Origin of the sequence: Streptomyces sp. NPDC090445 (assembly GCF_044769385.1) — a bacterium.
Lineage (GTDB): Bacteria > Actinomycetota > Actinomycetes > Streptomycetales > Streptomycetaceae > Streptomyces.
In genome coordinates this window covers 100207-112533 of record NZ_JBIVXV010000016.1, presented here as the reverse complement: position 1 = coordinate 112533, position 12327 = coordinate 100207, and the positions used below count along the sequence as shown (strand labels likewise).

Annotated in this window: 10 protein-coding genes; 4 read left to right on the top strand and 6 right to left on the bottom strand. The window is 73.2% G+C overall.

The features are described from left to right. Positions 1 to 7: 7 nt before the first annotated feature. A complete protein-coding gene (locus ACIQUT_RS26340) occupies positions 8 to 1174 on the bottom strand; it encodes a tetratricopeptide repeat protein (protein WP_403566210.1) in 1167 nt (388 codons plus the stop codon). A 271-nt stretch (positions 1175 to 1445) separates the two neighbouring features. Here ACIQUT_RS26340 and ACIQUT_RS26335 point away from each other — a divergent pair, with 271 nt between their 5' ends. The 4 genes from ACIQUT_RS26335 to ACIQUT_RS26320 all read left to right on the top strand — a co-directional run bounded on the left by ACIQUT_RS26335 (position 1446) and on the right by ACIQUT_RS26320 (position 6266). Next, a complete protein-coding gene (locus tag ACIQUT_RS26335) occupies positions 1446 to 2885 on the top strand; it encodes a hypothetical protein (RefSeq protein ID WP_403566208.1) in 1440 nt (479 codons plus the stop codon). Continuing rightward, positions 2882 to 4048, top strand: coding sequence for an ARPP-2 domain-containing protein (locus tag ACIQUT_RS26330; RefSeq protein WP_403566206.1), 1167 nt, complete (start codon positions 2882 to 2884; stop codon positions 4046 to 4048). Before ACIQUT_RS26335 ends, ACIQUT_RS26330 begins: the two co-directional genes overlap by 4 nt. A 183-nt stretch (positions 4049 to 4231) precedes the next feature. Next, entirely contained in the window at positions 4232 to 5383 is a 1152-nt protein-coding gene (locus tag ACIQUT_RS26325; RefSeq protein WP_403566204.1) for a serine hydrolase domain-containing protein, read from the top strand. Between the two features lie 94 nt (positions 5384 to 5477). Then, entirely contained in the window at positions 5478 to 6266 is a 789-nt protein-coding gene (locus ACIQUT_RS26320) for a MerR family transcriptional regulator (RefSeq protein ID WP_403566202.1), read from the top strand. A gap of 32 nt (positions 6267 to 6298) precedes the next feature. Here ACIQUT_RS26320 and ACIQUT_RS26315 read toward each other — a convergent pair whose 3' ends face one another. The 5 genes from ACIQUT_RS26315 to ACIQUT_RS26295 all read right to left on the bottom strand — a co-directional run bounded on the left by ACIQUT_RS26315 (position 6299) and on the right by ACIQUT_RS26295 (position 12268). Beyond that, positions 6299 to 7687 (bottom strand): carotenoid oxygenase family protein, encoded by a 1389-nt coding sequence (locus ACIQUT_RS26315; protein ID WP_403566199.1) that lies wholly within the window; start codon positions 7685 to 7687, stop codon positions 6299 to 6301. A gap of 39 nt (positions 7688 to 7726) precedes the next feature. Continuing rightward, positions 7727 to 8167 carry an SRPBCC family protein gene (locus tag ACIQUT_RS26310; RefSeq protein ID WP_403566198.1) on the bottom strand — a complete coding sequence of 147 codons (441 nt, stop codon included), beginning with the start codon at positions 8165 to 8167 and terminating at the stop codon, positions 7727 to 7729. A 50-nt stretch (positions 8168 to 8217) separates the two neighbouring features. Then, on the bottom strand, positions 8218 to 9720 hold the full coding sequence (locus tag ACIQUT_RS26305; protein WP_403566196.1) for an MFS transporter: 1503 nt from the start codon (positions 9718 to 9720) through the stop codon (positions 8218 to 8220). A gap of 116 nt (positions 9721 to 9836) precedes the next feature. Then, positions 9837 to 11846, bottom strand: coding sequence for an ATP-binding protein (locus tag ACIQUT_RS26300; RefSeq protein ID WP_403566194.1), 2010 nt, complete (start codon positions 11844 to 11846; stop codon positions 9837 to 9839). Between the two features lie 29 nt (positions 11847 to 11875). After that, positions 11876 to 12268, bottom strand: coding sequence for a nuclear transport factor 2 family protein (locus ACIQUT_RS26295; RefSeq protein WP_403566192.1), 393 nt, complete (start codon positions 12266 to 12268; stop codon positions 11876 to 11878). Positions 12269 to 12327 lie beyond the last annotated feature (59 nt).

Below are 12327 nucleotides of genomic sequence, written 5' to 3'. Positions count from 1 at the left end.
GCCGGGTTCAGGTCCGGTTCCCGCCGCGGATCCGCCCCAGCAGCGCACGCGCCGCCTCCGTGTCCGGATGGCCGGGGCCCAGCATCCGCTCGCGCCCGGCCAGGCAGGCGCGGGCCTCCCGCGCGGCCCGCTCCGGTTCCCCGCCGGCGGCCAGGGCCTCGGCCAGGCCCTGCCGCGCCGCGAGGGTGAGCGGATGGTCGGCTCCGCAGGTCCGGGTGTAGCCCGCGACGGTGGCCTCCAGCACGGCCGTGGCCTCCCGCGGCCTGCCCGACCGGGAGAGCGCGTCGGCCAGTCCGTGCCGGGCGTGCAGGGTCACCGTGTGGTCGGCGCCGAGGGCGCGCTCGGCATCGGCGGCGACGGCCTTCGCCGCGGGCAGTGCCTCGGCCGTCCGGTCCAGGGACAGCAGGGCAGTGACGTGGTTGCTGCGGGCCTGGAGGGCGGTGACGGAGGAGGGTCCCTCGACCCGCGCGAAGGCGTCGACCAGGTGGGCGATGAGCCGTTCGGTCTCGACCGGCCGGCCCAGCGCCCGCAGGACGGCGGCGAGCCGCATCAGGCAGTGCAGTGTCTCCGGGGCGTCCGGGCCCAGGGCCCGTTCCGCGGCCTCGGCGGCGGCGAGCTGTACCTCCCCGGACTCGTTGAGACGGCCGAGGCGGAACAGCAGCTCGCCCAGGTTGCCCCCGCTGGCCACCGTGTCCGGGTGGTCGGAGCCGAGCACGGCGCGGCGCCTGTCGTACACCGCGCGCTGCACCGCCTCGGCCTCGGCGTACGAGCCCTGCACGTACAGCGCGAAGGCGAGGCTGTGCCCGCTCGCCAGGGTGTCCGGATGGTCCGGGCCCTGGGAAGCCGACCGCAGCGCCACGATCTCGCGGTAGGCCTCGACGGCGTGGGCCACCTCGTGGTTCTGCATCAGGTGGCGGGCGTGACCGGTGCGGATCTCCAGGGCGCGGGGGTCGGTGCGCCCGTACTTCGCGAGCTCTGCGGAGACCTGCAGCGCCGTCGACATCACGGGGCCGAGCCTGATGCTGATGACGGGCGTGCCGTCCGCCTTCTCCCCCGTGGTGACGGTGAAGGGCTCCGCCTCCGGCCCGCCGAGCCCCGCCGGCGGGGGCAGCGGACCGGGCCGGGCCCGCCCCGACAGGCGCCGCCGTAATCGTGCCCACACGCTCTCACCCATCGAGTCCCCCGATCCCGCGGCAGGTTTGAGGCCGTCCCGAAGGATACGTCCGCCGGCCGGAGTTGCCGCCCTCTCGTGCGGGTGCGGGCCGGCCGCGTCCGGCACGGCCTCGGTGCGGAACTCGATAGTGGCCTTGTGACCTGCTCTGTTACGGTCATGGGGCCGGCCGCGGGACTCCGGTGCGACTTCCGGAACCTGCCTCTGAAGCAATGATTCGCAGCTCGCGCCCCCATTCCCCGGCCGGCATCCGCACTCACGGGGAAAGATCTGGATGGACACCTACGGGGACCTCGTCGCAGCCGAAGACGTACTGCTCTTCGTCAACGCGGCGATCACCGCCACCGGCCAGCGGGAATTCCACAGCGATGCGGACGAGCAGCGGCTGTCCTTGGACTTCCTCCACACGTACATGCTGGGGAACTACCGCGACCTGTACGCCGGGGTCCTCGCGCTCGACATCAACGACCACAACGCGGTCATCGTCATCCGACGGCTGCTGGAGACCGCCGGTGAGGCCACTGCCGACCGGCGCCGCAGCGAGGGCCGTCTGATCGCGTCCCGGCTGGCGGTGCTGCCGCCACAGCGCGTGTACGGACTCTTCGACGCGCTGAGCCGGGCCGGGGTGAACAACCGCCGCACGCGCGCGATCATGCGTGACTGGCTGTCCGCCCGCCGGGACCTGGCGTTCGACGCGGTGAAGTACCGCAGCAGCCTCAAACGCGCCCTTCGCCACGCACACCTGGCCCCCGCCACCGAAGAGCTGGGCACGTTCCTGTTCGCGCCGCTGACCCGAACGCACTATGCGACACCCCTGCTGGAGGCGTGGCGCCGCGCGCACCACGAGCAGGCAGCCCTGTACGAGCTGCCCTACACGGCTGCCGAGGGCTTCGCCGCGAAACACGGCATACGCCGGGACGTCTTCCTGGAGCGCATCGCCCCGCGGATGACCCGCCTGGAAACCCTGCGGCTGCAGGCGTCCGCGCACAGGCGCGGGACCACGGCAGTGCAGGCGGACCTCGCCGGGATGCCGCTGACCCGGTTGGCGACCCATGTGCTGTCGCTGCCGGTCGAGGACCGCCGGCGGCGGCGTGCCGAGCTCACCCAGGCCCTGGAGGCGGCCGCAGGCCGGGTGGCCGGCTCCCACCGGGGGACCTGGGGCAAGGTCACCGCCGTCCTGGACGACAGCTTTTCCGCCTTCGGCTCGGTGCAGAAGCGCCGCCGGCCGCTGGCCGTCGCCCTGGCCTGCCACCACCTGCTCGCGGCCCTCGCCGCCGACTACACCGGCCTGTGGACGTCCGGGCGGACCGACGCACTGCTGGCCCGTCCGCACGGGCCGACCCCGCTCGGGCGGCGGATCCTCGACGCGCTGGACACCGCCCCGTCCAGGCTGGTGATCGTCTCCGACGGATGGGACAACGCACCTCCCGGCCTGGCGGCCGAGGTGCTGCGCGTCTGGCGGACCCGGCTCGACCCCGAGCGGCGTACCGGCATCGTCCATCTCAACCCCGTCTACGACGCGGCCGATTTCGACGTGCGCCGGCTGGCCCCGTCCGTGCCCACCGCGGGCATCCGTGACGCCGAGGACCTTCCCGCACTGGTGGAACTGGCCCAGTTCGCGGAAGGCCGGACCGGCCTGGCCGAACTGATCACCTACATGGACACCCGTGCGGCCGGCATGACGAGCGGACGCGACCAGGAGCAGGCGCGATGACCACCCCGGACCCGACCATGCTGGACCTGACCGGTCTTGCCCCCCGTCCCGCCCAGGTATGGGGCGCCGTCCGCCTGGTTCCGCTCGTGCGCGACGAACCCCTCCACGACCTCCGTCTGCGCCCGGAGCTCTACGGCGATGCGGCCGGTCAGGCCGAGGCCGACCCGCCCCCTGCCCACCTCTCCTACGTCCCGCACGGGTTCGTCGCCACGTGGACCGGTGACGGTACGCCGGCAGCCGCCTTCGGCACCCAGCTCTCCGCCGACGGCAACTCGGCCCCCACCGCCACGATGGGCCTGCGCTTCCACCGCCGGACGGCCCGCCGCCAGGCCAAGGACCGGCTGCGGTTCCTCCCCGCGCACCTGGCGCTGGAGGGCTACCTGGCACTGCACTTCGGCGGCCCCACGATCGCCTGGGAGGAATGGTCGCAGCGGGCGATCCGCCAGGGGCTCTCCCCGCGCGTCGAGGAAGCCTACGCGGGAGCCGAAGTGCGCGGACTCGCCGACGCACTGCGCATCTTCGAGATCCACCCCGGCCAGTGCGGTGTTCTGCTCTACGTCGCCGACGCGCTCGCCGCCGCGTTCGCGGTCCCGCATCCCGACGACTACCGGGCACTCCACCCCACCCTCCTGCAGGACCTGTACGGGGAGCTGATCCACCACTACGCCACGCTGATGCCGCCGGTGCCGGACTTCCGCGCCCGCATCCCCGACGCGCAGATCCGCTCCCTGGCCCATCTGCGCACGGCGGTTGCCGAGCAGGAAAGCGCCTGGGCGCACTTCCACGACACGACCATGGCCACCGGACTGCTGGAGCAGGCGTACACCTGGCAGAGGGTCTACCGGATGGGACGCTTCACGCTCTCCCGGTTCCTGCCGCTGTTCCGTCCCAAGCAGGAGAACCACATCGGTGAGGCCATCACCGACGACCGGGGCCGGATCGCCTTCCTCAAGACGTTCCGCCTGTCGGAGGCCCAGGTCCGCCGCGGCCACCTGCTGAGCAGGCTCGCCGACAACGACTGGCACCTGGCGGACACCGCAGCCGGTCTCGGCATCGACAAGGCCCGGTTGGGGCTGCGGCTGGCATCCGCCGGCTTCGGTTACCTGCTCCGCCAGGACGTCTTGGACGGCTACCGCAGGCAAGCGCGGCTCCGCAGGGCATGAACGCAGCGCGTGAGCGCGATGCGGTGGCGGCAGGGCAGCGCGGAAGGTTGGCCTTGACCTTGACCTTGGGTCAGGGATCAGACTCGATCGCATGCCGCCTCGCAAGGGCCGGCAGCCGCAGGGGCTGCCGCTGAGCCTTCGAGCCGCGCCGAATCCGTACTCCCGCGAGACAAGGAATGACCCATGGGTGAGTCCCACCGCACCGTCGTGGACAGCCGCGCCGTGACCGAGGCCGCTGCCGGGCAGGACCGTCCGGAACTGCGGGAAGCCATAAGGGAGTTCGCCGATGCAGGCTTCGCCGGGATACAGGTGCGGGTGCATGACGAGCAGGGCGACTGGGCCGGCAGCGCCGGCGTGCGCGAGCTGGGCGGGACCGCCGAGCCGTCGACGAACGGGGCGTTCCGGGTGGGGAGCTCCACCAAGACCTTCGTCTCGACGGTGGTGCTGCAACTGGCGGCCGAGGGCAAGGTCGGGCTGGACGCCCCGGCCGCCGACCACCTGCCCGGGTTCGGGCTGGACCGGCGGATCACGGTGCGGATGCTGCTGCAGCACACCAGCGGCCTGTTCAGCTTCACCGGCGAGTACTACCCCGACGGGACGATCGTGCCGGGCATCCCCTGGCAGGGCGGGGAGTGGGTGGAGAAGCGGTTCCACACCTACCGGCCGGAGGAATTGGTACGGCTGTCGTTGTCCAAGCCGGTGCGGTTCGAGCCGGGGGCCGACTGGAGCTACTCCAACACCAACTACGTGCTGGCCGCGCTGCTGATCGAGCGCATCACCGGCCGCCCCTACGGCGAGGAGATGGAGCGGCGGATCCTGCGGCCGCTCGGGCTGCGGGACACCCTGGTGCCGGGCACCCGGGCGGACATCCCCGGGCCGCACGCCCACGGCTACCACCGCTACCAGGACGCCGCCGGCCAGTGGAAGACGCTCGACGTCAGCCGCCAGAACCCCTCCTGGATCTCCGCCGGCGGCGAGATGATCTCGACCGCCAAGGACCTCGGCACGTTCATGTCCGCGCTGGCGGGCGGCAGGATCCTCCCGGCCCCGCTGCTCGCCGAGATGCGCACGCCGCACCCCAAGAGCGGCGAACACCACTACGGCCTGGGGCTGTTCGTGCAGGACCTGAGCCCGGAGTGCGGCGTCACCGTCCTCCACCACAACGGCGGCCTCAACGGCTACGCGACGTTGATGTACAGCACCCCCGACGGCAGGACGACGCTCACCGCCTCGGTGACCACCGGGGACGCCGCGCTCGACCCGGCAGGGGAGTTCCCGAAGCTGCGGGACAGGCTCGTCAACGAGGTGTTCTGCGGCGGACAGGCCACGGGCTGACGGCACGGGCACGCGATACCCTCGACCCGGCGCCCGCGCGGTACCCGTACCCCACCGCCTGCGGCCGCCCGCGACCAGGAGGTTGGCTCAGCACATGACGGGGAAGACGACCGGCGGCATCACGATCGGCCAGGCAGCGGCATTCGCCGGCGTCACGGTGAAGACCGTGCGGCACTACCACCGGCACGGCCTGATCGACGAACCACGACGCGACAGCTCCGGATACCGGCGGTACGGATCGGCCGACCTGCTGCGGCTGATCCAGGTCCGGACCCTGGCCGCAGCCGGCGTCCCGCTGGCCGAGGTCGGGCCCCTGCTCGACGCCGACACCGAGCAGTTCGCCGCCGGGCTCGACGACGTCGAGCAACGGCTCACCGACCGGATCGCCGAGCTGACCGCCCGCCGCGACACCCTGCGGCAGCTCACCGACGGCGACCGGCTCCTGCTGCCCGGCCGTGCTCTCGCGATCCTGGACCGGTTCGCCGATCTCGGCTTCGACCCCGAGTACACGGCCGGCCAGCGGGAAGCCCTGGTGCTGGCCAGGGCACTGGCGCCGGAGGTCTTCGACAGCCTGCTGCCCCAGCTCGAACACCGGCTGGACGACCCCGAGTACGTCGAACTGACCAAGCGCTGCCGGGAGGCCGAGGCCTGGCCGGCGGACGACCCGCGCATCGAGGAGCTGGCGTCCGCCCTGGCCGACAACCTGCTGGCCAACCGCGAACTGCTGGCCATGTCGCCGGACTTCCTCGCCCAGCCCGACGCCGCCGCCCGGTACGGGCTGATCAACTCCCACCGGGAGGACGAATGGCCGGCCTCGGCCCGGTTGACCGCGCTGGTCGAGGAGAGGCTGCGCGCCGCCGGCTTCGGCATCCCCCACCGGTGACCTGACGGGACGGCGGCAGGCGCAGCCCCCGGTCAGCCCGCGGTGTCCTCCAGGGCGCTGTCGGGCACCCAGGAGCCGTGGACCCCCGCGGGCACCCGGTGGGGCAGGTGCACGGTGGCGATCGGGTTCAGGCCGGAGGCGTCGAGGACCAGCAGCTGCGAGGCGTCCTGCTTGAGGTCGGAGACGACGGTCAGCAGATAGCCGTCGTCCTCGCACGTCGCAAGGGCGGCAGGGACGAAGACGGCCTCGCCGGGCAGGCGGGCGTCACCGACCCGGTGGATGCGGCGGGCGCCGGTGGTGCGGTCGTACTTGACGATGCCGTAGCTGCCGAAGCCCTTCTCGTCGGGGAAGGAGATGGCGTACTGGTAGCGGTTCTCGGTGCCCAGGTACTCCTCGTTGAGGGTCGGGAACTCCACCGGCAGGTCGTCGATGATCTGCTCGCCGACGCTGCCGTCGGTCAGGTCGACGACCCAGCGGCGGGTGTAGGAGCGGGCGTTGGGCTCGCTGCCGCGCCCGGGTGCGCCGACCCACCAGTTCCAGGAGAGCCGGAAGCCCTCGCGGTCCACGGTGGGGCCTTCCAGGATGATGCGGCCCCGGTCGTCCTCGAAGGCGTTGGAGACGTGCAGCATGTTGCCCGGCTCGATGGAGAACCAGCGGATCTGCCGGGAGCCGTCGTCTCCCCGCGGCATGACACCGATGCGGGCCGGCTGCCGGTCACTCCAGCCGTACGGGATGCCGGAGCGCTCGGCGGGGTCGAACGTGACGTTGCCCTCCATGAAGACGACGTGGCGGCGGGTGACGGCGAAGTCGTGCTTGAGCGCGGCGGTGGCTCCCGGAACCTCGCTGCCGTGGACGATCCGGCCCTTGGCGTCCGAGACGTAGTACGTCAGGAACGGCGGGAACGGCGAGGACCCGAAGAAGTGGAGCTCCCCGGTTCGCGGGTCTTCCTTGGGGTGGGCGGTCATCGCGCTGCGCAGCTTGCCGTCGAAGTCGTGGGCGCCGACCGTCTCCAGCTCCGGGGTGAGCTCGAAGGGGAAGTTCGACTCGCACAGGGCCAGGAGGCGTCCGCCGTGTTCGATGACGTGGGTGCCGGCGGTGCTGGCGGTCAGGTCGGGGCCGTGCTCGGTCATGTAGGGGGCGCCGTCGAGGGCGGGGGTGTGGACCCAGCGGTTGCGGTACCACTCGGCGCGGCCGTCGCGCAGGCGGATGCCGTGGACCATGCCGCTGCCCTTGAACCAGTGGGTGGGCGTGATGCCGGGCTTGGGGTTGTGTCCGTTGCGGAGCAGCCGGCCCGTCAGCTCGGGCGGCAGCGTGCCCTCCACGGTGAGTTCGGTGGTGGTGACCTCCTCGACGACGGGGGTGTAGTGGCCGGTCAGGTACGGCTTGGCGGCAGCGGCGGTGGCAGTGGTGGCGGCAGACACGGCAGGGATCTCCTTCGGTGGACGGGTACGGCGGATGGGTCAGGCGGCCTGTTCGGCGCGGGACTTGAGGTGGGAGAGCCAGCTCTTCAGCGAGTCGTGGAGGGCCTTGCCGAGCGCGTCGGCCGCGGCCTCGACCGGGGCGCCGCTCCAGGACTCCTCGGTGCGGACGGTGACGCGGTCGCCGTCCTGCTCGAACATCCACACGTGGACGCCGGTGATGCCGCCGGCGGGGCCGCCCCAGACGATGCACTGTCCGGGGACCAGTTCGTGCACGGTGGAGGTGATGTCCAGACCGCCGGTGCTCCAGCTGAAGGAACCGCCGGGCGCCAGCGGGCCGTGGGGCCGCGCCCGGTCGATGTCCGGATTCCAGGACGGCCAGGCGGCGATGTCGGTGTGCAGCTCCCACACCGTCGCGAGCGGGGCGTCGATCACGGTGCTCAGCCGGACGATGGCGGGAGCGGTTTCGTCGATGGTGACCATGGTGGTGCCTTCTGTCGTCGGTATGACACGGGCGGGTGGTGCGCGGCCGGCTATCGGTCCGGCCGCAGTCGGGAGAGCCGGGAGGTTGCCGGGCCGGAAGCCCGGCGGGTGGACGGGGTGGCCGTACGCGCCCCGGTGCCGCGGGTGAGGAGCAGAGCGAGGACCACCGTCGCGGCCAGGACCGCGGCCGAGACCGCGAACGCGGTGCGGTAGCCGGCGGTGAGGGCTTCCAGAGCGGGCCGGTGGCCGGCTGCGTGGGCGGTGACGGAGGCGGCCAGGGTGGTCAGGGCGGCCAGGCCGATCGCGCCGCCGACCTGCCGGGTGGTGTTCACCAGTCCGCCGGCCAGGCCCGCGTCCTGCGGCGGTACGCCGTCCACGGCGAGCGCGGTGAGCTGGACGAACGCGACGCTCAGGCCCAGGCCGACCAGGATGCTCGGGCCGAGGACGTCGGCGGCGTAGCTGCCGTCGGCGCTCATCCGGGACAGCCACAGCAGTCCGGCGGCCTCGGTGAGCAGGGCCGCGGTCACGGCCGCCGGGGCGCCGATGCGCCGCAGGACGCGCGGGGCGAGGGAGGCGCCGAGCATGTTCGCCGCGGCGAAGGGGAGTTGCCCCGCGCCGGTGGCCAGCGGGCCCGAGCCGAGGACCTGCTGCTGGTAGAGCGGCAGGAAGAAGAACAGGGCGATCCACACGGACCCCAGCAGAGCCATCAGCAGGTTCCCCGCGGCGACCCGGCCCGTGGTGAACAGCCGCGGCGGTACCAGCGCGTCCGGCCGGCGGCGCTCGATCACGGCGAAGGCCGCCAGCAGCGCGGCGGCGGCGCCGAGGGCGCCCAGCACCCGGGCGTCGGCCCAGCCGGTGTCCCGTGCCGTGGTCAGGCCCCAGACCAGGCAGGTCAGGGCCAGCGTGACGGTGACGGTGCCCGGCAGGTCGAACCGCCCGGCCTGCTGCCCTCCGGCCGCACCCGGTACGAGCGCCACCACGCCGGCGAGGACCAGCCCCGACCCGAGCGCGACCGCGTGGAAGATCCAGGGCCAGCCCCACGCCTGGGTGAGCGCACCGCCCAGCAGGACCCCACCCGCCCCGCCCGCACCGGAGACCGCCCCCCACACGCCCAGCGCCCTGCCGCGCCCGGGCCCGGACGGGAACAGCCCCATTGCCAGGGCGAGCGAGGCCGGGGCGATGGCCGCGGCGCCGAGGCCCTGGACGGCGCGCGCCGCGATCAGTACGCCGGCCGAGGCGGCGAGTCCCGCCGCCAGCGAGGCCAGGGCGAACAGGGCGAGCCCGGCGATCAGCACCCGGCGGCGGCCGAACAGGTCGGCGACCCGTCCGCCCGCCAGGAGCAGCGCCCCGAACGCCAGGCCGTAGGCGTTGACCACCCAGGTGGTCCCGCCGTCCGAGAGGCCCGCCCCGGCACGGATCTGCGGGAGCGCCACGTTGACGATCGACGTGGCGAGCATGACGGTGAACTGGGCCGCGGCGAGCGCCGCGAGCACCGCCCCCGGCCGGGGAGCCCGGCGTGCCGCCCGGTCCGTCTGTGTGCGTGCTGCGTTCATGGCGCACACACTGGTGCCGGACGCTGTCCACTCTCCAGGCCCGACCGGGACGGGCACTGTCCACGGCTGTCCACACCTGTCCACCCGGCCCTGCCGGGGGCGTGCGTCCGCGGCGGCTACCGCGGATCGTGCAGCTCCTGCTGCCACAGGGCTTCGCAGAGGAGGTCCAGGCCCTGGCGCAGGTGACGGCGGTACGTACCGTACGGAAGGCCGAGCCGGCGGGCGGCGGCCTCCTGGGTGGGCGCCCCGGAGAAGTAGCCCGCGGTCAGGGCCTCGCGGGCGCGCACCCCGCGCGGGTCACGGGCGAGGTCGTCGGCGGCCCCGCGCAGCAGGGCACGCAACTCACCGACGGGCTCGCCGAGGTCCGCCGCGAGACGGGACCGCATCAGGGCACAGGCGGCGAAGGCACTCGCATCACGCCAGTGCGCCAACGCCTCACGCACGGCCTGGTCGAACGCGGAACGCGAGACGGGCGACGGCCCCGACCGGACGGGCTCCGCCTCGTCCGTGGCCGATATGAACCGCATGAGCCACGCCTCCACGGGCACCTGGCGCCAGTCGACGCCGAACAACCCGTACGTGTGCGCACCGACCCGGGGGCGCGCCCCGGTGTCGACGAGCGTCCCCCGGACGCGCTCGGCCCAGGTCTCGGCGTCCCGGAAGACGGCGAAGCCGTACGCGCGCCCGCGGGCCCGGGCGCTCTCCGCATGGGCCCGGGAACTGCTCAGGTCGATGACGCGCGAGGGGACCTGGTACCGCTCGGGGTAGATCGAGAAGCGGCTGATGCCGATGTGCTCGCCGGGTCTCACCGGCGCAGCGGCACCGGTGTACTGCCATGCGGCGGCGACGACCGGGTCGGTGGCCAGGTCCCGGGGGTCGGGAGGGGCCGACAGTGCCAGCCGGGCCGTGAACGCCACGATCCGGCCCGTGCTCACGAGGCGGTAGACGCTGAAGGCCTGCGGCTGGCGCCGCGCCCAGTAGCGGACCAGCTCCGCGGAGGCGGAGCCCTCGGTCTCCTCGGCCATGCGCAGGACGACATCGAGGTCGTCCGGACGCAGCGGACGGTCGTGCACCTCGTCCTCGCGGGACCAGGTGCGCAGCCTGGCCAGGGTCTTCCCTTCCCGGAACAGGTGGAACAGGTCGTCGGTGACCGTCCACACCCGGTCCTCGGGCGCCTCGCGCAGGATCCGCAGGTATTCGTCCGACAGGCGCCGGCGCATCGTCTCGAAGGCGTTGGGCGCACGCCAGCGCAGGTCGGCGACGAGCGTCTCACGGGCGGCGTCGTGCGGGTGGAGCCCCCGCGGCGTGGACTCCATGAAGGGCAGGTCCCTCAGCCAGGAGAAGAGCAGATGGGTGTCCTCCCCGGTCAGGACCGCGGCGAGCAGTTCCTCGGACGTCGAGTGGGCCTGTGCCGCCACCTCCAGCGCCCGGCGGTGGGCCGCCGTGGGCACCTCACCGATCAAGCCCGCCAGCAGGGTGCGCAGGACGTCCGCCGAAGGGGCCCAGAGCATTTCCTCCCCGCTGCAGCCCGGCGACCCCGCCGAGGCCGCGAGGGACAGGGCCAGCGGATTGCCGCCGGCGAAGCGCAGCACCCGGTCCCGCAACTCGGGCCGGATCCCCGCCGCGACCAGCAGGTCCCGGGCCTGCTCCGTCGAGAACGGCTGCAGCTCGGTGACGTGGAGGAGCCCGGACCAGGCGGGGTCGGCGGTCCACTGCGGCTGCGGAGCACGCCGCCCGGCCAGCACGACCAGCGCGTCGTCCGCGGCGCGCGGCAGGAAGTGGTGCCACAGCCAGCTCTCCAGCCACTGGCAGTGCTCGAAGGAGTCCACGAACAGGACCGTGCCCGGAACGTCGAGGAAAGGGCCGGCAGCACGCTCGAAATCGGCCGGGTCCCGGCTGACGAACCGGCCGTCGAGTTCGACGAGGAGCCGGCCCGCCGCCCGGGCGTGGTCCGCCAGGCGCCGCAGCAGCGTCGACTTCCCGATCCCGCCCGGCCCGCACACGTAGAACGCGAACGGCGCCTGCGGATCACCGGCCAAAGCCTCCCCGAAGCGCCCGAGTTCCTCGTCCCGGCCGATGAAGGCCCGTACGCGCGCTCTGCTCAGTCTCTCCCCGACGGACGCCATTGCTGCTCCCGACTCCCCCTGTTTCCACGTCACTTGATGGTTCCGAGGTTCCGGTCGTCGGCGTGGCCGTCGACCAGGAGGGTGGTCTCCTCGACACGCCGGAAACGGCCGTCGGGGGCCATCTCCGCGAAGAGGTAGACCTCGGTGCGGGAGGTGCTGCCTTTGTGGCGGCTGAGGGTGACGGTGTGGCGGTCGGCGTACCGCAGGCCGTCGCGGAGTTCCTCGTGGACCTCGATGTGTCCGCTGCGGACGAGGGAGCGCAGCCGTGCCATGTGCCGGGTGAAGGCGGCGCGGTCGCTCCACTCACCGTTGGTGCGCTGGCGGTAGTCCGGGGCGAAGTGCCGGTCGATGGCTTCGTCGAGGTCGAGGCCAGGGGTGAACAGCAGGTCGTTGACGGCGCTGGTGATGTCGGTCGGTGTCATGGCTGCCTTCGCGTGGGGGAGTGGGGGGTGTGCGGTGTTCCCGGCTCGTGGAGCCGGGC

Bases quoted from the DNA above. Each gene is read 5' to 3' on its own strand.
- ACIQUT_RS26310 (WP_403566198.1), bottom strand. From the start codon at position 8,167: ATGGTCACCATCGACGAAACCGCTCCCGCCATCGTCCGGCTGAGCACC.
- ACIQUT_RS26340 (WP_403566210.1), bottom strand. From the start codon at position 1,174: ATGGGTGAGAGCGTGTGGGCACGATTACGGCGGCGCCTGTCGGGGCGG.
- ACIQUT_RS26320 (WP_403566202.1), top strand. From the start codon at position 5,478: ATGACGGGGAAGACGACCGGCGGCATCACGATCGGCCAGGCAGCGGCA.
- ACIQUT_RS26305 (WP_403566196.1), bottom strand. From the start codon at position 9,720: ATGAACGCAGCACGCACACAGACGGACCGGGCGGCACGCCGGGCTCCC.
- ACIQUT_RS26325 (WP_403566204.1), top strand. From the start codon at position 4,232: ATGGGTGAGTCCCACCGCACCGTCGTGGACAGCCGCGCCGTGACCGAG.
- ACIQUT_RS26300 (WP_403566194.1), bottom strand. From the start codon at position 11,846: ATGGCGTCCGTCGGGGAGAGACTGAGCAGAGCGCGCGTACGGGCCTTC.
- ACIQUT_RS26330 (WP_403566206.1), top strand. From the start codon at position 2,882: ATGACCACCCCGGACCCGACCATGCTGGACCTGACCGGTCTTGCCCCC.
- ACIQUT_RS26295 (WP_403566192.1), bottom strand. From the start codon at position 12,268: ATGACACCGACCGACATCACCAGCGCCGTCAACGACCTGCTGTTCACC.
- ACIQUT_RS26335 (WP_403566208.1), top strand. From the start codon at position 1,446: ATGGACACCTACGGGGACCTCGTCGCAGCCGAAGACGTACTGCTCTTC.